At 72.4% G+C, this 24,882-nt stretch carries 18 protein-coding genes and 1 pseudogene; 11 read left to right on the top strand and 8 right to left on the bottom strand.

Annotation, left to right across the window (positions count from 1 at the left end):
- Window positions 1-49: 49 nt before the first annotated feature.
- The 4 genes and pseudogenes from ACNF49_RS15315 to ACNF49_RS15300 all read right to left on the bottom strand — a co-directional run bounded on the left by ACNF49_RS15315 (window position 50) and on the right by ACNF49_RS15300 (window position 4,144).
- Window positions 50-810: pseudogene (locus ACNF49_RS15315) on the bottom strand (SDR family NAD(P)-dependent oxidoreductase).
- Window positions 807-1,649 (bottom strand): amidohydrolase family protein, encoded by an 843-nt coding sequence (locus tag ACNF49_RS15310; protein WP_358002618.1) that lies wholly within the window; start codon window positions 1,647-1,649, stop codon window positions 807-809. Before ACNF49_RS15310 ends, ACNF49_RS15315 begins: the two are co-directional and overlap by 4 nt.
- Entirely contained in the window at window positions 1,639-2,820 is a 1,182-nt protein-coding gene (locus ACNF49_RS15305) for a mandelate racemase/muconate lactonizing enzyme family protein (protein WP_358002621.1), read from the bottom strand. Before ACNF49_RS15305 ends, ACNF49_RS15310 begins: the two co-directional genes overlap by 11 nt.
- The gene (locus tag ACNF49_RS15300; protein WP_357972414.1) at window positions 2,807-4,144 is read right to left on the bottom strand and encodes an aspartate aminotransferase family protein; all 1,338 of its coding nucleotides are present in this window, start codon (window positions 4,142-4,144) and stop codon (window positions 2,807-2,809) included. The genes ACNF49_RS15305 and ACNF49_RS15300 overlap by 14 nt, the downstream gene beginning before the upstream one ends.
- 160 nt (window positions 4,145-4,304) lie before the next feature.
- Here ACNF49_RS15300 and ACNF49_RS15295 point away from each other — a divergent pair, with 160 nt between their 5' ends.
- The 11 genes from ACNF49_RS15295 to ACNF49_RS15245 all read left to right on the top strand — a co-directional run bounded on the left by ACNF49_RS15295 (window position 4,305) and on the right by ACNF49_RS15245 (window position 17,321).
- Window positions 4,305-5,102 (top strand): IclR family transcriptional regulator, encoded by a 798-nt coding sequence (locus ACNF49_RS15295; protein ID WP_357972417.1) that lies wholly within the window; start codon window positions 4,305-4,307, stop codon window positions 5,100-5,102.
- A gap of 175 nt (window positions 5,103-5,277) precedes the next feature.
- Entirely contained in the window at window positions 5,278-7,227 is a 1,950-nt protein-coding gene (locus tag ACNF49_RS15290; RefSeq protein WP_482944118.1) for a putative phage tail protein, read from the top strand.
- Window positions 7,228-7,239: 12 nt separating this feature from the next.
- Window positions 7,240-9,306: a putative phage tail protein gene (locus ACNF49_RS15285; protein WP_498702480.1), complete on the top strand. Its 2,067-nt coding sequence runs from the start codon at window positions 7,240-7,242 to the stop codon at window positions 9,304-9,306.
- On the top strand, window positions 9,307-10,527 hold the full coding sequence (locus ACNF49_RS15280; protein WP_357972426.1) for a Gfo/Idh/MocA family protein: 1,221 nt from the start codon (window positions 9,307-9,309) through the stop codon (window positions 10,525-10,527).
- 12 nt (window positions 10,528-10,539) lie between these two features.
- Window positions 10,540-11,763, top strand: a complete 1,224-nt coding sequence (locus ACNF49_RS15275; RefSeq protein WP_482944116.1) for an ABC transporter substrate-binding protein — start codon at window positions 10,540-10,542, stop codon at window positions 11,761-11,763.
- Entirely contained in the window at window positions 11,763-12,617 is an 855-nt protein-coding gene (locus ACNF49_RS15270) for a carbohydrate ABC transporter permease (RefSeq protein ID WP_482944115.1), read from the top strand. Before ACNF49_RS15275 ends, ACNF49_RS15270 begins: the two co-directional genes overlap by 1 nt.
- Entirely contained in the window at window positions 12,614-13,459 is an 846-nt protein-coding gene (locus ACNF49_RS15265) for a carbohydrate ABC transporter permease (protein ID WP_344207377.1), read from the top strand. Before ACNF49_RS15270 ends, ACNF49_RS15265 begins: the two co-directional genes overlap by 4 nt.
- On the top strand, window positions 13,459-14,481 hold the full coding sequence (locus ACNF49_RS15260; protein ID WP_482944114.1) for an NAD-dependent epimerase/dehydratase family protein: 1,023 nt from the start codon (window positions 13,459-13,461) through the stop codon (window positions 14,479-14,481). The genes ACNF49_RS15265 and ACNF49_RS15260 overlap by 1 nt, the downstream gene beginning before the upstream one ends.
- Window positions 14,481-15,509 carry a dihydrodipicolinate synthase family protein gene (locus ACNF49_RS15255; protein ID WP_482944113.1) on the top strand — a complete coding sequence of 343 codons (1,029 nt, stop codon included), beginning with the start codon at window positions 14,481-14,483 and terminating at the stop codon, window positions 15,507-15,509. Before ACNF49_RS15260 ends, ACNF49_RS15255 begins: the two co-directional genes overlap by 1 nt.
- Window positions 15,493-16,467, top strand: a complete 975-nt coding sequence (locus tag ACNF49_RS15250) for a hydroxyacid dehydrogenase (RefSeq protein ID WP_482944112.1) — start codon at window positions 15,493-15,495, stop codon at window positions 16,465-16,467. The genes ACNF49_RS15255 and ACNF49_RS15250 overlap by 17 nt, the downstream gene beginning before the upstream one ends.
- Window positions 16,464-17,321 carry a GNAT family N-acetyltransferase gene (locus ACNF49_RS15245; RefSeq protein WP_482944111.1) on the top strand — a complete coding sequence of 286 codons (858 nt, stop codon included), beginning with the start codon at window positions 16,464-16,466 and terminating at the stop codon, window positions 17,319-17,321. The genes ACNF49_RS15250 and ACNF49_RS15245 overlap by 4 nt, the downstream gene beginning before the upstream one ends.
- On the opposite strand, the gene ACNF49_RS15240 is transcribed toward ACNF49_RS15245, so the two are convergent.
- The 4 genes from ACNF49_RS15240 to ACNF49_RS15225 are packed head-to-tail and all read right to left on the bottom strand — an operon-like array spanning window position 17,318 to window position 24,874.
- Complete coding sequence (locus ACNF49_RS15240; protein WP_482944110.1) at window positions 17,318-19,171, bottom strand: DUF5107 domain-containing protein; 1,854 nt, start codon at window positions 19,169-19,171, stop codon at window positions 17,318-17,320. The genes ACNF49_RS15245 and ACNF49_RS15240 overlap by 4 nt on opposite strands.
- Window positions 19,168-22,866, bottom strand: a complete 3,699-nt coding sequence (locus tag ACNF49_RS15235; protein ID WP_482944109.1) for a carbohydrate-binding protein — start codon at window positions 22,864-22,866, stop codon at window positions 19,168-19,170. The genes ACNF49_RS15240 and ACNF49_RS15235 overlap by 4 nt, the downstream gene beginning before the upstream one ends.
- A complete protein-coding gene (locus ACNF49_RS15230) occupies window positions 22,863-23,891 on the bottom strand; it encodes a Gfo/Idh/MocA family protein (protein ID WP_482944108.1) in 1,029 nt (342 codons plus the stop codon). Before ACNF49_RS15230 ends, ACNF49_RS15235 begins: the two co-directional genes overlap by 4 nt.
- Window positions 23,888-24,874, bottom strand: coding sequence for a Gfo/Idh/MocA family protein (locus ACNF49_RS15225; RefSeq protein WP_357972452.1), 987 nt, complete (start codon window positions 24,872-24,874; stop codon window positions 23,888-23,890). Before ACNF49_RS15225 ends, ACNF49_RS15230 begins: the two co-directional genes overlap by 4 nt.
- Window positions 24,875-24,882 lie beyond the last annotated feature (8 nt).

The raw sequence follows: 24,882 nt of genomic DNA, 5'->3' as shown, positions 1-24,882 counted from the left end.
GACTGACCCGAACCCCGGCGACTGATCCGAACCCCGGCGACGCCGCAGGTCAGGAACCGGGCCGCAACGAGTTCCGGTACGGCGGCATGAACCGCGTCCTCGGCATCTGGTCGGCCAGCACGCCGCCGTCCACGACCAGGGTGGCGCCGGTGACGTAGCGGGCCGAATCCGAGGCCAGGTACGCGACCGCGCCGGCCACGTCGTCCGGCCTGCCGTACCCGCCGCGCAGCGGATGCGCTCCTCCCACGCCGCCTCGAAGGCCGCGCGGTCGAAGGGGAAGTCGCCGTCGATCGGGGTGGCGATCATGCCGGGCGCCACGGCGTTGACGGTGATGCCGTGGGCGCCCAGCTCGGCGGCGAGCGAGCGGGTGATCAGCTCCAGGGCGCCCTTGGAGGCGTTGTAGTGGGCCAGCCCGGCTTCGGCCATGAGCCCGTTCTTGGAGGAGACGTTGACGATCCGCCCCCGCACGCCGTCGGCGATCATGTGCTCGGCCACCCGCTGCGCCAGGAAGAACGGCGCGTCGCAGTTGACCCGCATGACGGCCTGCCAGCCGGCCACGGTGATCTCGTTGAAGTGTTCGAGCCGGGCCACCCCGGCGTTGTTGACCAGGACGTGGATCGGCCCGTGGTCGCGGCGGACCGCGTCGGCCAGCCCGGCCAGGCCCTCGGTGTCGGCCAGGTCGAAGCCGTAGTCGCAGCCCGCACCCGGCCGGTCGACGGTGATCACCCGGTAGCCGTCGTCCGTCAGGCGCGCGGCGATGGCCTGGCCGAGGCCCCTGGCGGCCCCGGTGACCACGGCCAGTCCGGTCATGACAGCCCCAGCAGGTCGAGCGACGGGCGGTGGATCAGCTTCTCGATCTCCTCCCGGTCCAGGGGCGGCAGGCCGGGGATGCCGGGGACGGCGCCGACGGCCCGCAGCCCCGCCACCGAGGCGTCCACCGTGGTGAAGGGGTAGTCGCTGCCGAACAGGAGCTTGCCCCACACCCCGTAGTCCTGGGCCAGGCGCAGGCTGTGCCAGAGCTGGAAGGGGCGGTAGTGCAGGGCGGAGACGTCGGCGTAGACGTGGCGGTGCTTGCGGATCACCGCGATGCACTCGCCCTCGTACGGGTGGCCGAGGTGGGCCAGGACCATGCGCAGCTCCGGATGCCTGATGGCGACCTCGTCCAGGTGCACCGGCAGCGCGTAGCGCAGGGGCGCGGCCGAGACGAACGTGGTCCCGGTGTGCACGAGCAGCGGCAGGCCGTGGCGGGCGGCGTAGGCGTACAGGTCGTCCAGCTCGGGCGCGGCCGGGTCGAAACCGGCGTACATCGGCATCAGCTTGATGCCGCGCAACCCCAGGTCACGGTGGCCGTGTTCCAGCTCGTCGCGCCAGCCGGGCTGGGTGGGGTCGAGCGACAGGTAGCCGATGAGCCGGTCGGGGTGCTCGCCGGCGTAGGCGGCCACGGCGGCGTCGTCCACCCACAGGCCCGAGCGCCTGGCCTTGCCGCCCACCACGACGGTACGGGTGCCGGCGGGCGAGGTGGCGGCGTAGTCCGCCCAGCGCACGGTCAGGTCGACGTGACCGCCGTGCGCGCGGGCGGACTCGGCCGCGAACGGGTCGCCGACGTCGTCCGGGCAGGTGAACAGATGGGAGTGGACGTCAACGATCACGCTTCTCCCAGCCCTCCTTGAACATGTTCCAGAACCGGTGGGACGGCGGGTGCTCGGCGAAGACCTCGTCGGCCAGCTCGACGCCGAGGCCGGGCCGCTCCGGCAGGCCGACGTGGCCGTCGATCACCGGCAGGGCGCCCTTCAGCGCGTCGAAGACGTACGGCTCCAGCATGCCGTCGAACGTCTCCAGGACGAGCAGGTTCGGCATGCCGAGCACTGCGTGCACGGAGGCAGTGGTGCACAGCGGGGAGTTGGAGTTGTGCGGGGCGACGAGCATGGCGTGCACGTCGGCCTGCGCGGCCAGCTTCCTGATCTCGGTGAACCCGCCGGCCATCGACAGGTCGGGCTGGATGATGTCGACCGCGCCGGTGGCGAACAGCCGGGCGTACTCGTAGCGGTTGTGGAAGTGCTCGCCGCCGGAGATGGGCATGGCGGCGCGGGCCCGCAGCTCGGCGTAGCGCTCGATGTGCGTCCACGGCAGCGGCTCCTCGAACCAGCCGAGGTCGAACGGCTCCAGCTCGCGCACGAGCCGGACGGCGGTCGGCATCGCGAACCGGGCGTGCCCCTCGACGAACAGGTCGAGGTCGGGCACGGCCTCGCGGACCGCCGCGACGATGTCGACCGAGAGCCGCAGCTCGGCCCGGGACAACTCGCCCAGCCCCGCGCCGAACGGGTCGAACTTCAGCCCGGTGTAGCCGCGGGCGGCGACCTCCTTGGCCTTGGCCGCGAACACCTGCGGGTCGCGCTCGCCGGTGTACCAGCCGTTGGCGTAGACCCGCACCCGGTCGCGGCAGGCGCCGCCGGTCAGCCGGTAGACGGGCACGCCCAGCGCCTTGCCCATGATGTCGTGGAGCGCCTGGTCGACGCCGGAGACGACGATGCCGCCGACGTCGCCGCCGCGCAGGAAGTCGCCCTGGTACATCCGCAGCCAGATCTCCTCGACGTCGAAGGGATCGGCGCCGATCAGGTGGCGCTGCGCCATGGCCTCGGTCAGCGAGCAGGTCTCCCGGCCCCGGTAGGGGTGGGTGATCTCGCCGATGCCGCTCAGCCCCTCGTCGGTGTGGATGCGCACGTAGGAGAAGTCGCGCCAGGCGGTGCCCAGCGAGAGGGTCTCGACGCGGCTGATCCGGCCGGCGGGACCGGCCGGGCGGCTGGTGTCAACGGTGAGCATCGGCGCCGCCCATGGTGCTGACGTCGGTCAGGTCGAGCACGTCGCCGCGGGCGAGCCTGGCCGCGGTGGCGGCCGCCTCCAGCAGGTGGTCGGCGTCGGCGTCGGTGTGGGCGTAGGAGACGTGGCTGCGCTTGAGGTTCAGTGGCAACTCGAAGATGCCGTGCTCCAGCAGCCGGCGGCGGTACCCGATGAACATGTTGGCATCATTGCGCAGCAGGTCGTCGTAGGTGCGGGCGGGTCCGGTCATGAAGTAGCCGACGAAGACCGAGCCGTACCCGCTGACCAGCGCCGGGATGTCCAGCGAGGCGAAGACCTCGGCCAGGCCGGTCCTGATCCGCTCGCCGAGGCGGAAGACGTGCTCGTGCACCGGCTCCTCGCGCAGCTTGCGCAGCGTGGCCAGGGCGGCCGCCACGACGGCGGGGTGGCCGTTGTAGGTGCCGGCGAAGAAGGCGGGGCCGCCGGGCCGCGAGCTGAACAGCTCCATGAGATCGGCGCGGCCTCCGAGCGCGCCCACCGGGTAGCCGTTCGCGATCGCCTTGCCCATGGTGGTGAGGTCGGGGGTGATCCCGGAGATCGCCTGCCAGCCGCCCAGGTGGTGGCGGAAGCCGGTGATGACCTCGTCGAAGATCAGCACGCTGCCCGCCCTGGTGCACTCATCTCGCAGCGTCTGCAGGAACTCCTGCTCGGGCAGCAGGCAGCCGACGTTGTGCGGCACCGGCTCCAGGATGACGGCGGCGATGTCGTCGCCGTGCTCGGCGAACGCCCGGCGTACCGCCTCGGGGTCGTTGAACGGCAGGACCAGCGTGGCCTGCAGCACCTCGGGCAGGATGCCGGTCGAGATCGGGTCGTGCGTGCCGACCTTCTCCGGCGCGGAGATCACGTTGAGGCTGACCGCGTCGTGCCAGCCGTGGTAGCAACCCTGGAACTTGACCACGAGCCGGCGGCCGGTCGCGGCCCTGGCCACGCGCAGGGCGTGGAAGGTGGCCTCGCTGCCGGTGCTGGTCAGGAGCACCTTCTCCACGCTCGGCACGAGCTCGGCCAGCGTCTCGGCGAGCTCGACCTCGCCGGCGGTGACGCCGACGCCGCACAGGTCCACCGTACGGCCGGCCTCGGCGACGGCCGCGGCGACGTCGGGGTCGTTGTGGCCGAGCAGCGGCGGGCCGAAGGCGGCGTGGTAGTCGACGAACTCCCGCCCTTGCGAGTCGCGGAAGCGGGCGCCGGCGGCATGGGTGATCACCAGGTCGGTGAGCCCGGGGATGCTGCGCTGCCCGCTGTTCACGCCGCCGGGGATGACCTGGCGTGCGCGCTCGGCTAGGTGCTTCAAATCTCTCTCCTCCGACGCGCCTCCCGGCCCGGCCCGGCCAGGAAGCGCTGATCATCCGCCACAAATTCCGAACAGTGTTTGGCAATACCGAACAGACGAGGGAGATTGAAACACGAGAACGGGTGGGGGTCAACGATGAATTCCGCTAAGCTGTTCGGCTGTGACGAACACTGCTGCTGAGGAATCGCGATATTGGGTCCGCAGCGTCGCCCGCGCCGCCGAAGTGCTGGAGGTCCTGTCCCGCGTGGGGCCGGGGGGCGGCATGAGCGTGACCGAGGTCGCCGCGGCCTGCGGGCTGAGCAAGAGCGCCGCCTTCGCCACCCTCTACACGCTGCGCGGCTACAGCCTGGTCGCCGACGACGGCGAGGGCATGAACCGCCGCTACCGGCTGGGCATGGCGCTGGCCAGGCTGGGCGCCAGGGCCCAGGAGCAGCTCTCGCTGCGCGACGTGGCCCGCCCCGCGCTGGTCGAGCTCACCGAACGCACCGGGATGAACTCCCGGCTCGCGGTGCCCGAGGCCGGCCAGGCCGTCGTCGTCGACCAGGTGAGCAACGGCGAGCGCATCCAGGTCGACCTGCGGATGGGCACCAGGGAGCTGCCCCACTGCACCGGGCTGGGCAAGGCGCTGCTGGCCGAGATGGGCGACGAGGAGGTCGCCAGGGTCGTCGGCCACGTCGGCCTGCCGCGCCGGACCGGCAACACGATCACCGAGCTGCCGCTGCTGCTGGCCCACCTGAAGACGGTCAGGGAGCTCGGCTACGCGGTCGACGACGAGGAGGACGCCGACGGCATCTTCTGCATCGGCAGCGCGCTGCGCGACCACACCGGCGCCTGCGTGGGCGCGATCAGCATCACCTCGCTCAAGCGCGACCTGCCCGCCTGGCGCTACCAGGAGCTCGGCCGGGAGGTGAGAGAGACGGCGGCGATGATCTCCCAGCAGCTCGGGCATGCCACGTGACGGCTTGACATATCCCTCACCACTGTCTAGCGTCCTCGCCAATCGTTTCGGGCGAAGATCCGACTCCGAGCGCCGCGGCCCCCGGCGCCGGACGTCTGGGCCGCAGCACCGCCGCCTGCCCGCCTTCGCACGTCGCCCGGCCTTCCCATCACCCCGTTCCCGAAGGCCTCCCCCCATGAACCATGTAGCCGACGTCGCGCGCCTTCTCGCGCTCGACGCCTCCCGACTCGCCGACGGCACGCTGCTGCGTGTCGCGGGCTATCACCGCGCCGGTGACGGCGGCGGCAAGCTCGTCCGCTGGGACGCCGCCTCGACCACGCCCGCCAACGGCGGCACCGTGCTCGGCTCCGCGCCCAAGGGCCGCTGGATCCAGCTGCACGACGGCTGCCTCGACTTCCGCGCCTTCGGCGTCTTCGACACCAAGACGCCCGCCGACGCCGCGCTGGAGGCCATGGTCGGCGACCCGGCCGTCTCCAGGATCGAGGCCCACACCGACCTCAACTTCGTCAAGCGCCACACCTTCCGGCGCTCCGACCTGGTGCTCGACTTCGGCGGCCACACCATGACCACCGCCGGCATCGAGAAGAACTCCCACGACACCCCCTTCGGCGCGGTCCTGTTCTTCCAGGGCGAGCGGACCGGGACCACCGTCACCGGCACGCTCACGGCCACGATCCCCGACCTGGCCGACGTCTTCGAGGTCGATTCCGGGCGGTTCCGGGTCGGCCAGTGGTGGGCCGTGGAGGTCAATGCGCTGGCCGGCACGTACGAACGCGAGCTCCAGCGCCTGGTCCAGATCACCCAGGTCGTCGACGGCCGGCACGTCCGGGTCAACTACAAGAACGGCTGGGAGCTGGCCGCCGGCCGTACGCTGACCTGGACGCTGGTCGACCCGGTCGAGCGCGTCGACGTGCGCGACCTGCGCTTCGAGGCGGCCCCCGGCGGCGACGAGTACACCGGCTCGCACCCCGTCGCCTACGAGTACGCCGTCCACTGCGACGTCGAGGACGTGCACGCCACCGGCAGCTTCTGGCCGGTGATCATGCGACGCTGGTGCACCCACTTCCGCACCGAGCGCTGCAGCCTGAAGAACCCCCCGACCGTCATGTACGGCGGAGCCGGCTACCTGACCCAGCAGATCTACTGCCTGTACGGCCACGTCGCCGACTGCACCACCTCCAACGTCCGCCATCTCAACGACTTCACCGCCAGCGCCTACTGCACGGTCGAGAACTGCCACGGCGACGGCGACGACGAGGGCGGCAACCCCTTCACCACCCACGGCCAGTACGAGCACGACCTGGTCTTCACCGGCAACTCCGGCCTCATGGACATCGCCAACAGCGGCACCCTCTGGGGCACCAGCGCCAAGCGGATCACCGTGCGCAAGCACCTGTGCTCGTGGTTCGTCGCCGGAACGAAGATCACCGACCTGACGCTGGAGGACGTCCGGGTGATCCCGCGCTCGACGTTCGACCCGGCGGGAACGCTCCAGGTGAACGCCGACGGCCTGCACATGCGCGGCTGCTCGGCGAAGACCGTCGCGATCGGCCAGCGATCCAACCGCTCCGGACGGCCCAACGTCATCGAGGGCTGCTCCTTCGACCTGCCGAAGGACCAGGTGCTGGTGCAGACGCCGGTGAGCAACACGCTGCACTTCAAGGAGTGCGCCGTCACCGGTCTCGACGGCGCCACCCTGCGCGGCTCCGGCGCCCTGCGTTTCACCGGCTGCGTCCTGAGCGGGTCGGGCAAGGTCTCGGTGGGCTCGGCCGACGTCGTGATCAGCGGCGGCCGGCTCGACGGCGTGCAGCTCGAGCTGAGTGCCGTACGCGACCAGCGGCTGCGTCTGGAGGGCGTCGCGCTGGAGAACTCCACCGTCGGCCGGGCCGCCGGTCCGGGCGTCCTGACCTGGGAACTGGCCGCCTGCACGGCCACCGCCACCCGCGTCGAGCTGGCCACCGGCGCCAACCGCTTTCGCGCCACCGGCTCCCGGTTCACCGGCGGCCGGCTCGACCTGACCGCCGCCACCGTCCTGGTGCACACCGGCTGCACCGAGGAGGGCGTCGAGCGCGCCTTCCCGCCCGCCGGCCCCCGCGTCCTCATCGCCGACACCCTCGCACTGTAAGGAACCACCCCCATGGAACGTCGTGACATCCTGCGCGTCACCGGTTTAGCGGCTGTCGGCACCGTCCTGATGGCCAAGCCCGCGCTCGCCGAGCCGGACAAGAAGCCCAAGGACGAGGTGCACGCGGTCGCCACCGTCGCCGAGCTGCTCGCCTTCGAGGCCGCCAAACTGGCGGACGGCACGCTGGCGCAGGTCGCGGGCTATCTCAAGCCGGGCGACGGCGGCGGCAAGCTCGTCCGCTGGGACGCCGCCTCGACCACTCCCGCCAACGGCGGCACCGTGCTCGGCTCCGCGCCCAAGGGCCGCTGGATCCAGCTGCACGACGGCTGCCTCGACTTCCGCGCCTTCGGCGTCTTCGACGACAAGACGCCCGCCGACGCCGCGCTGGAGGCCATGGTCGGCGACCCGGCCGTCTCCAGGATCGAGGCCCACACCGACCTCAACTTCGTCAAGCGCCACAAGTTCCAGCGCTCCGGCCTGGTGCTGGACTTCGGCGGCCACACGATGCGCACCGTCGGCATCGAGAAGGCGGGCCAGGACGACCCGTTCGCGGCGGTCATGTTCTTCCGCGGCAAGGTCACCGCCACCACGGTCAGCCACAAGCTGAGCGCCGCGGTGCCCGACCTGTCGGACGTCTTCGAGGTCGCCGACTCCGCCGCCTTCAAGGTCGGGCAGTGGTGGAGCGCCGAGGTCAACGCGCTGTCCGGCCGCTGGGAGCGGGAGCTGCAGAAGCTGGTCGAGGTCACCCAGATCGTCGACGGCACGCACATCCGGGTCAACTACAAGAACGGCTGGGAGCTGGCCGCCGGCCGCACGATCACCTGGACCCTCGTCGAGCCGGTCGAGCGCGTGCACGTGCGCAACCTGCGCTTCGAGGGCGTCGCGGACGGCGACCAGTACACCGGCTCGCACCCGCTGGCCTACGAGTACGCCGTCCACTGCGACGTCGAGGGCATCCACGGCACGGGCACGTTCTGGCCGCTGGTCATGCGGCGCTGGGCCACCCACTTCCGCACCGAGCGCTGCACCCTGAAGAACCCCGCCAGCGTGACCTGGGGCGGGGCCGGCTACCTGACCCAGCAGATCTACTGCCTGTACGGCCACGTCCGCGACTGCCACACGGCCAACGCCCGCCACCTGAACGACTTCACCGCCAGCGCCTACTGCTACGTGGAGAACTGCCACGGCGACGGCGACGACCAGGGCCCGTTCGTCACCCACGGCCAGTACGAGCACGACCTGACCTACACCGGCAACTCCGGCCTGATGACCTTCGCCAACTCCGGCGCGGCCTGGGGCTCGGCGGCCAAGCGGATCACGGTGCGCAAGCACGTCTGCTCGTGGTTCGTGGCCCGGGTGAAGGTCACCGACCTGACGCTGGAGGACCTCCAGGTCATCGGCAAGCCGTCGCTGGAGGGCTCGGGCATGATCTGGGTCAACGCCGACGGCGTGCAGATGCGCGGCTGCTCGGCCAGCCACACGCTGATCGTCTCCCAGCAGTCGAAGTTGTCGCGCCGGCCCAACCTGATCGAGGGCTGCGTCTTCACCGTCCCGGCCAAGAGCGAGATCGTCCAGGCGAACGTGACCGCGCCGCTGCACGTCAGCCGCACCACGTTCCACGGCCTGAACGGCAACGCCTTCAACGGCGCCGACCTGCGCCTGTCCGGCTCGACGCTGAACGGCGCCGAGGGCGCGGCCCCGCTGGTCCTGGCCGGTTCGGTGTCGCTGACCGGCTGCACGGTCAAGAACGTGGGCCTGGCCGCCGCCGGCAAGGCCGACCAGCGCATCCGCCTCGACGGCGGCACCGAGCTGGCCGAGGCCGGGCTGTCGCGGGTGGCGGCCGCCGGGCTCGTCTCCTGGCAGCTGGCCGGGGTCCGCAGCCAGAACGCCGGGGCCCACGTCCAGCTCGACGCCGGCAGGAACCGCTACGCGGCGACCGGCTGCCAGTTCGGCGGCGGCCGTCTGTCGATCAAGGCCTTCGAGGTGGTCCAGCACACGGGCAACGTCGAGGAGGGCGTCGCCAGGGAGCTGCCGGCCGACGGCCCGAAGGTCCTCACATCAGGAAATCTGGTGATTTAGGTGCGAAAGATAACGCTGGCGGTCGCGGGAGCGGGCAACCGGGGGCAGACCTACGCCTCCTGGATCGCCGCGCACCCCGATCGCGCGGAGCTGGTCGCCGTGGCCGACCCCGACCCCGCCCGCCGGGCCAGGCTGGCCGGCCCCGGCGTGCGCGAGTTCGGCGACTGGCGCGACCTGCTGCGCGAGCGGGTGGCCGACGCCGTCGTCCTGGCCACCCAGGACCGCCTGCACGTCGAGCCCGCCATAGCCCTGGCGCGGGCGGGCTACGCGCTGCTCGTCGAGAAGCCCATGGCGCCGACCGAGGAGGAGTGCCGCGAGATCGTGGCGGCCGTCGGCGAGACCGGCGTGCTCCTCGCCGTCTGCCACGTGCTGCGCTACACGCCCTACACCGCGCTGGTGAAGCAGACCGTCGACAGCGGCGTGCTCGGCGAGGTCATGAGCGTCGAGCACCTGGAGCCGGTCGGCTGGTGGCACCACGCGCACTCCTACGTGCGCGGCCCCTGGCGCAGCGAGCGCCTGGCCAGCCCGATGCTGCTGGCCAAGTCCTCCCACGACCTCGACTGGCTGACCTACGTCACCGGGCTCAGGATCGAGCAGGTCGCCAGCTTCGGCTCGCTCGGCCACTTCAGGCCCGAGCGGCGCCCGGAGCAGGCCGCCGACCGCTGCCTCGACTGCGTCCTGGAGCCCGGGTGCCCGTACTCGGCTCCCCGCCTCTACCTGAACCGCGGCTACGACTGGCCGACCAGCGTCCTCGGCGAGAACGAGGAGCAGGTCATGGACGCCCTGCGCACCGGCCCGTACGGCAGGTGCGTCTACGCCTGCGACAACGACGTGGTCGACCACCAGGTGCTCGCCATGCAGCTGACCGGCGGCGCGACCGCGACGTTCACCATGACCGCCTTCACCGAGCAGACCCACCGCCAGACCAGGATCTTCGGCACCCACGGGCGGCTGATCGGCGACGGCGAGTCGGTCGAGGTCCTCGACTTCCGCGACGGCCGCAGCAGCCGGCGCAGCGTCGCCGAGACCGGCTCGAACGCCGGCGACGGCCACGGCGGCGGCGACGACGGCGTGATGGACGCCTTCGTCACCGCGCTGGCCACCGGCGACCCCGCACACGTGCGCTCGGGCCCCACCGAGTCGCTCCACAGCCACCTCGCGGTCTTCGCCGCCGAGAAGGCCCGGCACAGCGGCACGGTCGTCACCGTGCCCGCATCCTAGGAAGGAACCATCATGCGACTGCGCGCGCTGGCCGCCGCTGCGGCCGCCCTCGGCACGCTGACCGCCTGCGGCGGCGGCTCCGGAGGCGACGAGAAGCAGACCGTGACCATGTGGATCTACCCGAACATCGCCGACCAGCCCAAGCACCAGGCGTTCTGGGACGAGCAGACCAAGGCGTTCGAGGCGGCCAACCCGAACATCGACGTCAAGGTCGAGATCTACCCGTGGGCCAAGCGCGACGAGGCGCTGTCCACGGCGATCGCCGGCAACAAGGCGCCCGACGTGGTCTACCTCATCCCCGACCAGCTCCCCAAGTACGCCAGGACGCTGGAGCCGGTGGACGCCTACCTCGCCGACAAGGCCGACTACCGGGACAACGCCCTGAAGTCGGTCACCATCGACGGCAAGGTCATGGGCGCGCCGATCCTCATGTCGGCCAACCCGCTGGTCTGCAACCAGAAGGCGTTCGACGCCGCCGGCGTCACCGAGTTCCCCAAGACCTGGGACGACGTGCTCGCCCCGGCCCCGAAGTTCAAGGCCAAGGACGTCGACGTCACCAACTACTGGGCCGACCCCGCCGCCACCCTCAACCAGTCGTTCTACCCGCTGCTGTGGCAGGCGGGCGGCGACGTGTTCAGCCCCGACGGCAAGTCGGCGGCCTTCGGCGGCGCCGAGGGCGTCAAGGCGCTGACCTTCCTGAAGAAGCTGGCCGACGGCGGCTACGTGGAGAAGGACCTGCTGACCGGGCTGCCCAAGTTCGAGCAGACCAGGACCGCGCAGAACAAGGTGGCCTGCACCTGGCAGCAGCTGCCCGCCGACGTCGAGTCGTTCTGGGGCAAGGAGAACATCAAGGTCCTGCCTCCGCTGACCGACGCCAAGCAGGTCGCCTACGGCACGGTCGGCTCGCTGGCCCTGCTCAAGGCGTCCGACCACAAGGAGGCGGCGGGCAAGTGGATCGGCTTCGCCACCGGCGCCGCCCCGAGCAAGGCCTACGACCTGGCCTCCGGCTACTTCTCCCCGCGCAAGTCCACCGGCTCGCTGTACGCGGCCGACCCGGTGCAGGCCGAGGTGGAGAAGGCGCTCGACCTGACCACGGCCGGGCCGCTGCACGAGAAGGCGCGTGACGTGATGGGCGTCCTGGCTCCCGAGATCCAGGCCGCGCTGATCGGCAAGAAGACGCCCGAGCAGGCGCTCGCCGACGCGGCCAAGGCCGCGGACGCGCTGCTGGGTGGCTGATGGCGGCGATCGACGTCAGGCGGTGGGAGGCGCGGACCGGACTGCTGTTCGTCCTGCCGTGCCTCCTGCTCTTCCTGCTGTTCCGGTTCGGCCCGTCCGTCGCCGGGGTGCTGCTGGGGTTCTTCGACTCCTCCATCGGCGCCAGCCCGGAGTGGACCGGCGTGGACAACTACCGGCGGATGGCCGCCGACCCCGTCTTCTGGGAGTCGCTGCGCATCACGCTGATCTACACGATCCTGTACGTTCCGGCGTCGATGGCCGCCTCGGTGGGCATGGCGCTGCTGGTGCGCCGCGCCTTCCGCGGGGCCGCCTTCTTCCGCTCGGTCTTCTTCCTGCCCGTCGTCACCAGCCTGGTCCTGGCCGGGACGGTCTTCACCTGGCTGTTCTCCTCCGAGGGGCCGATCACCAAGCTCACCGGGCAGTCCTGGCTGGCCTCCACCACGCTGGTCATCCCGGCCCTGGTGATCGTCTCGGTCTGGTCCAGGTTCGGCTACGGCATGCTGATCGTCCTGGCCCGGCTGCAGGACCTGCCGCGGGAGCTGGAGGAGGCCGCGCTCACCGACGGCGCCTCCACCTGGCAGCGGTTCCGCTACATCGTGGCCCCGCAGCTGCGCCCGGCGCTGTTCTTCGTCGCCGTGATCGAGACGACGAGCTCCTTCCAGGTGTTCGACCTGGTCTACGTGATGACCGGCGGCGGCCCGGCGCACGGCAGCTTCACGCTGGTCATGGCCCTGTACGAGCAGGCGTTCAAGAACTTCGACTTCGGCTACGCCAGCGCCATCGGCGTCGCGCTGTTCGTCATGACCCTCGTGGTCGCGCTGATCCAGCGCCTGATGATCGGGAGGTCGAAGTGACGACATACCGCCCGTACAAGGCGCTGGAACCGACCAGGGCCGGGAAGGTCGCCAGGTTCGTCCTGCTGGCCGTCGCCACGCCGGTCACGCTGTTCCCGTTCTACGCGATGGTCGTCCTGTCGCTGAAGCCGGGCACGGCCGTGACGTTCCCGGAGAGCATGCTGCCCTGGCCGGTCGACTTCAGCGCCTACGGCGAGGTGCTGGGCGGCCGCGACCTGGTCACCTGGACGGTCAACACGCTGATCTACTCCGTGGTCAGCGTGGTGGCCGTGCTGCTGCTGGCCTCGCTGGCCGGATACGCCTTCGCCAAGAAACGTTTCCCCGGCCGCGAGCCCATGTTCTGGTCGTTCCTGGCCATGGTCATGGTGCCCTACCACGTGACGCTCATCCCGACCTTCATGCTCATCGCCGAGCTGGGCGGGGTGGACACGTACTGGGGGCTGATCCTGCCGACGCTCGCCAACGCGCAGGCGGTCTTCCTCATGCGGCAGTTCATCATGGGCCTGCCGGACGAGCTGTTCGAGGCGGCCCGGCTCGACGGCGCCTCCGAATGGCGGATCTTCATCAGGATCGTCCTGCCGCTGTGCAAGCCGATCCTGGCCACGCTGGGCGTCTTCGTCTTCCTGTGGCACTGGAACGACCTGCTCTGGCCGCTCATCATCGGCGGCGGCGCCGACATGCGCACCCTCACCGTGGGCATCGCCTCCCTGCAGACGGAGAACGTCCCGCTCAGCGTCGTGCTGGCCGGGGCCACGGTCGCGTTCGTACCGATCTTCGCCGCCTACCTGGTCGGCCAGCGTTATTTCACCGAAGGAGTCACGATGTCGGGGATCAAGGGTTGATGTTCACCTCCGTCGACGATCTGGAAGAGCACCTCACCCGCCCGTCCGAGTCGCTCGTCGCCGACCTTGCCGCCGGCTCCGGCGACCTGGTCGTGCTGGGCGCCGGGGGCAAGATGGGGCCCACGCTGTGCCGCCTGGCCCGGCGCGGCCTGGACGCCGCCGGGCGCGGCGCGGACCGCGTCTTCGCCGTCTCGCGCTGGTCCGACCGCGCGGCGGCCGGCGCGCTGGCCGGGCACGGCGTGGACGTCGTCCCCTTCGACCTGCTCGACGGCGACCTGGGCACGCTGCCCGACGCCGCGGACGTGGTCTTCATGGTCGGGGCGAAGTTCGGCACGTCCGCCGCGCCGTACCTGGCCTGGGTCGTCAACGCGGCCCTGCCCGCCCGCGTCGCCGAGCGGTACGGCGGGGCGCGCATCGCCGCGCTGTCCACGGGCAACGTCTACCCGCTGGTGCCCCTGTCGTCCGGCGGGAGCGTCGAGGGCGACCCGGTCGGGCCGGTGGGCGAGTACGCGATGAGCTGCCTCGGCCGCGAGCGCGTCTTCGAGCACGCGGCCGCCACCCGCGGCACGGCCGTGACGATCGTCCGCCTCAACTACGCCGTGGACCTGCGGTACGGCGTGCTGGCCGACATCGGGCAGCGGGTGCTGTCCGGCGCCGCGGTGGACGTGACGACCGGGCACGTCAACGTGGTGTGGCAGGGCTACGCCAACGAGGTCGTGCTGCGCTCGCTGGCCCACGCGACGGCGGGCACGCCGTTCACGCTGAACCTGACCGGCCCCGAGACCGCCTCGGTGCGCCGGGTGGCCGCCGCCTTCGGCGCGCGCCTCGGCACACCGGTGTCCTTCGAGGGTTCGGAGGCCGGCACGGCGCTGCTGAACGACGCCACGCTCTGCCACCGCCTCTTCGGCTACCCGCACGTGCCGCTGGGCACGCTGGTCGACTGGCAGGCCGACTGGCTGACCGCCGGGCTGCCGACGTCGGGCAAGCCCACCAAGTTCGCCGTACGAGACGGGAGATTCTGATGCCCACGCCGAACCCCGCGCTGTCGCGCCTGCGGGCGGGGACCGTCATCCCCGCCCACCCGCTGGCGCTGACCGCGGACCGGACGCTGGACGAGCGCCGCCAGGCCGCGCTCACCCGGTACTACCTGGCGGCGGGGGCCGGCGGCCTGGCCGTGGGCGTGCACACGACCCAGTTCGAGATCCGCGGGGCCGGGCTGCTGGAGCCGGTCCTCCGGCTGGCCGCCGACGTCGCACGGGAGTCCGCCCGTGAGTCCGCCAGTGAGTCCGCCGGGGAGCGGCCGGTGCTGGTCGCCGGGGCGTGCGGGCCGACCGCGCAGGCGGTGGCCGAGGCCGAGCTGGCCGCCTCGCTCGGGTACGACGCCGTGCTGCTCTCGCCGGTCGTGCCGGGCGCCTCCGAGGACGACCTGCTGGCGCGGGCGCGGGCCGTGGGCGAGGTGCTGCCGGTCGTCGGCTTCTACCTGCAGGCGGCGATCGGCGGGCCGGTGTTGTCGCGCGGCTTCTGGCGGGCCCTGGCCGACCAGCCCTCCACGGTCGCGGTGAAGGTGGCGGCGTTCGACCGCTACCGCTCGCTGGACGTGGCGCACGGCGTGGCCGCCTCCGACCGGGCCGACCAGGTCACGCTCTACACGGGCAACGACGACCACATCATCGGCGACCTGCTGGCCGAGCTGCCCGGCGGCCTGCGCTTCGCCGGCGGGCTGCTCGGCCAGTGGGCGGTGTGGACCCGGGCGGCGGTGGAGATGGTCGACGCCCTGCGTGACGACCCGGCGCCGTGGTGGGGCCGGGCCACGGCGCTCACCGACGCCAACGCCGCCGTCTTCGACAGCGCCAACGGCTTCGCCGGCTGCATCGCCGGCGTGCACGAGGTGCTGCGCAGGCAGGGCCTGCTGGCGGGCACCTGGTGCCTCGACCCGGACGAGGGCCTCTCCCCCGGCCAGGCCGAGGAGCTGACCCGCGTCAGCGCCGCCTACCCGTGGCTGACCGACGACGACTTCGTGGCGGAGCACCGCGATGCCTGGCTCGGCTGACTCCGCCGTGCGCGTCCTGGTCAGCGTTCCGCCGCCGCTGCGTGCGCAGTTCTTCCCCGACCCCGCCGCCCTGCTGGCCCTGGGGGACGTGCGGCTGCTCGACGACCACCGCGCGCTGCCCGAGGCGCTGCCCGGCACCGAGGTGCTGGTGACCTCGTGGGGGGTGCCGCCGCTGACCGCCGAGCTGCTCGACCGGGCGCCGGGGCTGCGGCTGGTCGCGCACACCGGAGCGACGGTCAAGCCGTTCGTCACCGGCGAGCTGTGGGCGCGGGGCGTCCGGGTGACGCAGGCGGGCGCGGCCATGGCCCGGTCGGTCGCCGAGGTGGCGCTGACGTTCACGCTGGCGCTGCTGCACCAGGTGCACCGCTTCGACCACGCCCTGCGCGGCGGCCGGCCGTGGGAGGCGGCCGAGCGGGCGCCGGCCAGGCGGGAGATCCTCGGCTGCCCGATCGGCGTCATCGGCGCCTCCAGGACCGGCCGGGCCTACCTCGACCTCGTCCGCGCGCTCGGCGCCGAGGTCACCGTCGCCGACCCGTACCACGAGGGCGCCGTGGAGCTGGACGAGCTGCTGTCCACCAGCCGGATCGTGGCCGTGCACGCGCCGGCGCTGCCGGAGACGCGCCACCTGCTGGGGGCGCGGGAGCTGGCGCTGATGCCCGACGGCGCCGGGCTGGTCAACACCGCCAGGTCGTGGCTGGTGGACGAGGCCGCCCTGCTGGCCGAGCTGGGCACGGGACGGCTGGACGCGGCGATCGACGTCTTCGACGAGGAGCCGCTGCCGGTCGGGCACCCGTTCCGCGCGCTGCCGAACGTGCTGCTCACCCCGCACCAGGCGGCCGGCACCGATTCGGGCCGGGCCCGTCAGGGCCGGCTGGTGGTCGAGGAGATCGCCCGGTACGCCGGCGGCGTCCCGCTGGCGCACGAGGTGACCCCGGAGCTGCTGGGGAGGATGGGATGACGTCCCTGCGCACCGCACGTCCCGGCGACCGGGAGGCGCTCTACGCGCTGTGGGCCGCCTGCTTCGACGCCCCGCACGTGGTGCCCCTGTACGAGACCGACCCCGGCCGGTACGGCAGGACGTTCGTCACCGGCGACGTGTCGGCCTGCGTGTACTACCTGCCGCGCCGGCTGCACGATGGCCAGGGCGGCGAGGTGCGGGCGGGCGGCGTGGCCAACGTCGCCGCCCATCCGTCGGTCCGCGGGCGCGGGCACGTCCGGCGGCTGCTGGCGATGGCGGCCGAGGCGATGGCGGCCGACGGCTGCGCCTGGTCCCTGCTGTTCACCGGCACGCCGGGGGTCTACAAGGAGTGGACCGGCTTCGAGCTGCGGACGGTGTCCGGCCCGTTGCGCCGTACCGGCCCGGCCGGGCGCGGGCTGCGCCGGATCCCCGTGGGCGAGGCGGCGATCCTGCGGGAGGTGTACGAGCGGCACAACGCGCGGCGTCCGCTGACCGCCGTGCGCGACGAGGCGCACTGGCGGGACCGGCTGCCGATCTGGTACGGCGACCCAGTCGAGCTGCTGGCCGGGGACGCCGGGTACGCCGCCGTGCGATGGGACGGCGGCGTACTCGACGTGCTGGAGGTGGCCGGAGACCTGCCCGAGGTGCTCTCCGCGCTGGCCGCCGAGGCGGCGGCCAGGGGCGTCCGCACCGGCAGGGCCAGGCTGACCTGGGCCGAGCCGGCCCTGCCGCACCTGTTCGCGAGCGTCGTCCGGGAGCGGGACCGCGCCGGGATGGCCCGCGCGATCCTGGGCGACCCGGTCCCCGTGACCGGCGCGGCGAACGCCGCCCACTGGCCGGCGGACTACTTCTAGCCGGGTTCGGACATGCGGAAGTCGTACCGGGGCGGGACGGGTTCGCCGGGGTGGACGGCCAGCCAGAGGCGGTCGAGCGAGACCTCCCCCTCTCTCAGGTCGTCCACGCGGATCCCGTCCGCCAGCAGACGGCGCAGGCGGCCGAGGTCGCCGGTCGCGTGCGCGGCCCTGGCCTCGGCCAGCCGGACGCGACCGTGGTCGCGGTACGGCAGCGCCTCGATCAGGGCGAGCGCCGCCGCGGACCGCCCGGCCACGAGCAGCGCGTCAAGGGTCTCGACGGCCAGTTCCCGCAGGTCCGGGCGCAGCCGGTGCGCCTCGATCATGAGGTCGGCCGCCTCGTCCGGCGACGCGGAGAGGAAGGCCAGGACGCGCAGCGCCCACGGGGTCCTGCGCGCCCCGACCGACCGCTCGCAGGCGTCGCGGGCCGCGTCGTCCTCGCCGTCCGCCAGGCGCATCAGAGCCAGGTGGTAGTACGCGTGCCAGTCGTCCGCGCTCCTCTCCAGCGACTCCCGCCAGCGCCGTCCGGTGATCGGGGACGCGGGCGGGTCGCAGACCGGCAGGCGGCCGGTGGCTCGCAACTCCTGCCAGGGCGACTGTTCGGGGCCCGGCGGCGGGAAGCCGGCGAGCCCTTCCAGGCCGCCCCAGCCGGAGCCTTCGGCCAGCCAATCCTCCTTCGGCCCGAACGCCGCCGCCTCCCCCAGCGCCTCCTCCAGCCGCGCCGGAGTGACGAGCCGTTCCAGGGCCTCGGCCGTCGCCGCGCACGCCTCCCGCCAGCTCCCGTGCACGGCCGCCGCGTCGACGTCGAGCCGGCCGTACGCCTCGACCCAGGACCAGGTCGCGCCGCCGGGCATCGGCAGGTGTTCCAGCTGGGTCCTGGCGAGCCCGGCCTGGATCTCCAGGTAGGGCGCGCCGGGGCCGGACAGCCACTCCTGCCACTGCCGGCCGCCGGTCGTGGTCCCCCAGCAGAACAGCTTGCGGCCGCGCAGCCTGCCGGTGGAGGTCTGGACGAGCCCCGACCCGGCCTCGTCCAGGGCCGCGATCCAGCGGCGCGCCCCCTCGGGCAGGTCCAGGAAGTAGTCGGCCGCCCGGACGGCCCGCGCCGGGTAGCTGCGGTCGGCGCCGTCCGTCCCGGGGAAGTCCACGTGCCGCAGATCGCTCACGTAGTCGAAGTGGAAGGCGTGCTCGGCCGGGGAGAGCACCCGGACCTTCTCACTCTCCGGCACGGCGATGTTGGACCACCAGTAGACCGGCGTCACCTGGTCGGCGGGGTTGTGCAGGGAGACGTGCACGTAGAGCACCGGCGACCCGGCGGGCAGCCAGGCGTCGATCCGCACGACCAGCCGCCGGAGCCGCTCGAACTCGAACATGCGCAGCACCGGCGTCCCGTCGGCGGCGGTCGCCCGGACCGCGTGCAGCGGCTCGCAGGTCAGCGGCCAGTGCCCGGTCGTGCCCAGGTTCCACTCCACCCCGCCGGCGACCCACGCGTCCCGCAGCGCGAGGTTGGCGGGCTGCAGGATCGGGTTGCGGTGCAGCAGTTCCCGGCCGCTGGGCCGGTGCACGAGTGACCACAGGCGGCCGCCGTAGCCCGGCAGGAACGTCGCTGTGAGCACGTCGTTCTCCAGGACCGCCGTGGGCAGCTCGCGTTCGGCGCGGTCGCGGCCGTACCCCCACTGCCGGGTGTACGGCAGGAGTGAGCGCGGCCGGCCGTAGACCAGGTTCCGGCGCATCTCGTCGTCCACGCCCACGCCGTCGCCGGTGGCCGGGCGCACGCCGGACAGGATCGGCAGCGTCCCGGAGACCGGGTCGGCGGCCCCCTCGACGCGGAGCCTTCCCTCGCGCAGGATCGTCATGGCGTGACCTCGACCGTCAGCCCGAACGACAGCACCGTGCCCCCCGGCAGGACGGGCCGCACCGTGAACGTGTGGGCCGAGCCCGGCACGAGTGGGCCGATCTTCGCCTTGGTCCGGTTCGCCGGGACGCGGGCGACCTCGGTGTCACCGTCGAAGACGGCGTAGCCGGTCGCGATCAGCGACCTGGGCCAGGCCAGCCGCACCGACGTCTTCTTCGTCTCGGCGGTCAGCTGGGCGCCGTCGGCCCACGGGCGCGGCACCTCCACGACGAAGGCGTCCACGATGGCGATCCGTCCGGTGTCGGCGGCGCTCTGCCGGTTCACGACGCGGATCGTGTGCTCGCCCAGTTTCAGGCCGCTCGCCCGGAACACCCGCTGCTGTCCCTGACGGACGGGGCCGTAGCAGTCGGCCGAGGCGCGCAGCTCGCCGTCCACGTAGAGGTCGACGACCCCCATGTCGGTGTAGCGCTCGGTGAGGAAGCTGATGCCGGTGCCGGTGAAGGTGAGCTCGGCGTAGTCCCCCTTCTCGGTGGAGTAGTGCACGTCGTCGCCGTAGTCGCCGAGACCGCGGTTCCGGTCCACGCCGAAGGCGCCGGAGTATTTCACCCGCTGGTCGTCGTCGTTGACGTGGGTGAGGATCAGCGCGGGATCGGTGACGGTCAGCGGGTAGCCGTCCGACAGGCCGTCGTGGATCGCCGTGATGGTCGTCGAGCCCCAGGACACCGCCTTCACCACGCCGTGCGCGTCCACCGTCGCGACCGACGGGTCCGAGCTGAGGTAGGTGACGCCGTCGGAGACCGGGACGCGGCTGCCGTCGGCGCGCACGGCCTCGACGGTGAGCGTGGCGCTCTCGCCCGCCTTGAGCGCGGTGGCGCCGGTCACGACGAGCGCCTTGGTCGCGGCGGTGCCCGCGGTGACGGTGAACGCGTCGAGCAGCAGGCCGCTCCCCTCGGCGACGATCCGGAACGTGTGCGCGCCCGCGGTGAGCTTCACCCAGGTGCCGACGGTCGTGAAGTGGCCGTCGCCGCCGGTGTCCGGCACGTGTACCGGGTACCGGTCGCCGTCCACCTCGAAGCGGAAGGAGGTGTCCTTGCCGGACGCGGCGGTGAACCCGACCCGGTAGAGCCCGGTGTGCGGCGCGAAGACGTTCTCGTATCGCAGGTAGTCACCCTCGTCCACGTGGCCGACCGCCCGCACGGGGCCGTCGGCGCCCTGGTACGGGCCCACGACCACGCCGGTGTCGGCCCCCTTCCAGGCCCATTCCTGGCCCAGGTTCCACTGCATGGTGTAGTGCTCCGCCTCGATCGTCTGCGCGGCGGCGCCCTCGAGGTCGAAGCGCATCCGGTTCCACACGATGTTGGAGTGGGCCTCCGTCCACACCACCTTGATCGCATGCCTGCCGGCGGTCAGCCTGACGACGAAGTCCTCGGTCCTGATCCGGTTGACCCCGCCCGTGTCGCGCAGGCTCAGCACGCCCGAGACGTCGGCCCCGTCGACCTCGACCCGGAATCTCAGCGGGTCGGCGTTGACCGTCGAGTACTGGAACTGCAGCAGGTAGTCGCCGTTCGCGGGGATCTCGACGTCGTCGTACCGCAGCCAGTCGCCGGTGTCGACGACGGAGACGCCGGGGGTTCCGTCGTCGCTGACCGCGTCCTCGGCGGCGAGCCAGACGCCCTCCTGCGCGGTGGGCTTCTCGGCCTGGATCGTGATCGACTCGGGCCGCTCGCGGGTGAACCGCATCCAGTTCATGAAGAACCAGCGGCCGTCCTCGCGGATGATCCGGATCGTGTGGCGGCCCTCGGAGAGGGCGAGGTCGCGCTCGACCGTCCGGTACACGTTGTAGCCGCCGGAGTCCGGCACGGTGACCGTCCCCAGCGCGTCCCGGCCGTCCACCTCGACCCGGAACCGGTTGCCCTGCTCGGACGACACCCGGAACTCGGCCCGGTAGGTCCCGCTCGCGGGCACCACGACGTTGTCGTACTCGGCCCACTCGCCGGCCTCGTCCAGGTAGACCGAGCCGAAGCCGCCCTCGGGCGGCGCCTCGACGCCGTACGCGCCCCTGGCCTCGGTGTAGTCCTCGTTCTCGACCTTGAACTGGACGAGCGGCGCCGCGAGCGCGGCCGGCGGCGTGACCCCGGGCACGACCTCGACCGTGCCGATCGGGTACACCTTGCCGGCGCCGTCCGGCATGGCCAGCTCGATGCGCGGCCTGCCGTCGGCGCCGAGCATGGCCACCGCGACGTCGTAGGTCCCGGCCGGGACGCCGGCGGGCAGCGTGAACTCCGACCGCAGCTCGCGCACGTCCCCCTTGAACCACTTCGTCTGGTCGAGCGAGTCGTCGGTGCCGCGCCACACCACCTCGCCCGTGGCGCGGTCGGTGAAGCGCACCTCCAGCGGGTACTTGCGCGGGCTGAAGCCGACGCCGTTGTTGGTCCAGGTGTGGGCGAGCGTGAACCGGCCACCGGGCGTGACCCGCGAGTCGTACGTCGCCCGCGGCATGAGGAAGCGGTAGCCGGAGTAGCGCCCGAGCGTCGTGAACCACTCGCCGTAGGCGTCCTTCATCGCCTGCCACTGCGCGAAGCTCGTGTTGTTGATGCCCTGGAGGTTCGAGTGGTAGCCCTCCAGCGCGTTCTTGACCACGAGCCGCGGGTTGTTCAGCATGATCCCGCTGTCCCAGCCCGCTCCCTCCGAGACCTGGATGAGGTCACGGCGGAGCTTGCGGTTGATCCACACGTTCTCGCTGCCGGTGCCGTACTGCATCCACGGGAACGCGCTGTTCACGGTGTCGGACCGCAGGCCCCAGTTCTCGTTGCGGGCGGCCTGCTCGTAGCCGAACGCGACGTACCGCTTGGCCTGCGTGTCGGCGTCGGGGTCGGACGCGATCACGTCGGCGCCGGGGTTCGGCATCATGACCATCGTTTCGGTGAAGGCGTCGGCGTAGATGTCGATGATCGCGCGCAGCGTCGCCGAGCGGGTGGCGTTGTCGGGCCACGGGAAGTTCATCGCGTCGTTCCAGCCCGACCATTCGCCGAACAGCGCGAAGGCGCGCAGGTCGACCCAGGCCATCCCCGGGTTCTTGTCGTAGCGGGCGGCGAAGGCGCCGACCGCCTCCTTGAGCTCGGCGAGGTAGATCGGGTCGTGGTAGATGGGCTGCCGCGACTTGTAGACCGTGTTGTACGGCGCGAGCCGGAACCCCGCGCCGAGCTCGTCGAAGAGCCAGGCGGGCGGGTACTCGTAGGCGAAGACGCTGGGGTCGTTCTCGATGTCGGGCGCCTCGGACATGAGGAGCTGGAACTCGACGGTCTTGCCCTGCTCGACGACGCGCTTCATGAACGCGTCCAGGCGGTCCCAGGTGAAGGCGTCGTCCTCGGGCTCGAAGTCGGCCCACGCGATCTGCAGCCGGACGATGTCCGCGTCGTCGGGGATCTTCTCCTTGCCGTCGACGAACGCGGTGATCGCGGGATCGTCGGTGAAGACGTAGCCGCGCCGGCCCGCGGGCTTGGGCGAGTTGATGTCGAAGGCGGTGCCGGTGTACGGGTTGCCGTGCAGCACCTCGTGCGTGTCGGTGAAGGTCACCGTCGTGCGGGGAGCCGGTGTCTCGGCGGCAGTGGCGGCAGTGGCGGCGTGGCCCGGGACGACGGCCAGGGCCGCGGCGACCGCGACGGACAGGGCGACGCCGAGCAGGCCGCGGCTCATCGGTTCCCCATCTCGAGACGCACGGGGACGGCCCCGGTCAGCGACCGGTACGCCGCCTCGACCAGCGCGACGGTGCGGTAGCCCGCCCGCGCGTCGGGCTGGCGGGCCTCGCCGGTGCGTACCGCGTCGAGGAAGGCGCGGATCAGCAGGTCGTCCAGCGGCGCGCCGTAACCGGCGGCGACCGCGCCCTTGCTGTTCCAGCCGGTGAGGACGCCGGCGAAGGGCGCGATCTCGGCCACGCCCTCGGTGCCGACGACGGTCAGCGTGACCAGGTCGCCGGCGTTGGGCCGGCCGGGCGGCCGCGACCAGGAACAGTCGATCGAGGCGATGGCGCCGTCGTGATAACGCAGCGAGACGAGCCCGGCCGTCTCGACCGGTGCGGCGGCGCCGTCGCGGCCCGGGTTCGGGATCGTGTTGGCGATCGCGTACACCTCGACGGGGTCCTCGTCCAGGAGGTCGGCGAGCAGGTCGGCCACGTGCACGACGTGGTCGGTCAGGGCGCCTCCGCCGCTGAGCGCCGGGTCGACGAACCAGCCCCGGGTGGTGGGCACGCCGCCGCAGTTCGTGGCCGCGACGGAGACGATCCGGCCGAGGTCTCCGCGCCGTACCGCCGCGCGCAGTTCGGCGTAGGCGGGGGCGAACCTGACCGGGAACGCCGTCATCAGCACGGTGCCCGCGGCCCGCGCGGCGTCGAGCATCTCGGCCGCGTCCGCGAGCGACGTGGCCAGCGGCTTCTCGCACAGCACGGCCACGCCCTCGGAAGCCGCGCGCACCGCCAGCTCGCGGTGCCGGACGTTCTCGGCGCAGATCACCACGCCGTCCGGCCGCCACGCCCAGAGGTCCTCCTCGGTCTCGAAGTAGCCGACGCCGAGCGCGTCGGCGAGCGCCCGGCCGCCGAGCTCACCGGTGGGGCGGTCGGCGTGGCCGGGGTCGCACGCCGCGATCTCGATGTCGCCGGCACGTCGCAGGGCGGCGGCGTACTCGGTCGCGTGCAGGTGGGCGAAGGAGAGGAGTCCGATCCTCATGCGGCAGAAACCTCTTCCGTGGCGGGCTGAAGGTCGACGGGCAGGCCACTGGCGGCCGAGCGGGCCACGGCGTCCGCGATGCGCATGGCCTCGAGGCCGTCGAGGGCGGTGACCCTCGGCGCGGCACCGCTCGCGATGGAGTGCAGGAAATCCGCCAGCTCGGCGCGATAGGGGCTGGTCAGCGGGGAGAAGTCAGGCAGGAGGTCCCCGCCGGGCTCGGCGCTTCCCTCGTAGCGGAAGGCGCGGCGCTCGGCGGAGTCGCCGTGCACGACGCCGTCGGAGCCCGCGACCTCGAACTGCGTGCGGAACTCGATCGGAGCCGTGGTCCAGGTCGCGGTGAGCAGCGAGATCGCGCCGCCGGCATGCGTCAGGAACGCCTGGGTGCTCTGGCTGCCGTCCACGACGTTCGTCCGGGCGAACACCCGCTCGACGTCGCCGCCGATCCAGCGGGCGATGTCGATGTCGTGGATCATGAGGTCGAGCAGCACGCCGCCGGAGCGGTGCTCGTCCAGGTACCAGCCGCTGCGCGGGCTGCGTCCCTGCCGGGTGTGGCGTTGCACGCCGACCCGGCCCACGTCGCCGCGCCGCACCGCGTGCCACAGCTCCTCGTACTCGGCGAAGTACCGGACGACGTGCGCCGGGAAGAGCGGCACCCCGGCCTCGGCGAACCGCGCGACGAGATCCTCCGCCTCCGCGAGGGTGCGGGTCAGGGGTTTCTCGCACACGGTCGGGAGGCGGTGCTCCAGGGCGGCGAGGGCCAGCTCGCGGTGGGTGTGCGTGGGCGTGCAGATGTCGACGACGTCGGCCGCGCCGAACAGCGCCGCCAGATCGGCCACGGGCCGGCCGCCGCCGTGCCGGGCGATGAGCTGCTCCGCGTCGTCGGCGACGGAGCAGACCACGACGTCGTAGCCGAGGTCGAGCCAGGCCGGTAGATGCGCGTTGGCGATGCCGCCCGCGCCGATGAGTCCGACCGTTCCGTGCATGTGGTGAC

The sequence above is a fragment of the Actinomadura sp. ATCC 39365 genome (genome assembly GCF_054392275.1).
This window is presented reverse-complemented; position numbering and strand designations above follow the sequence as displayed.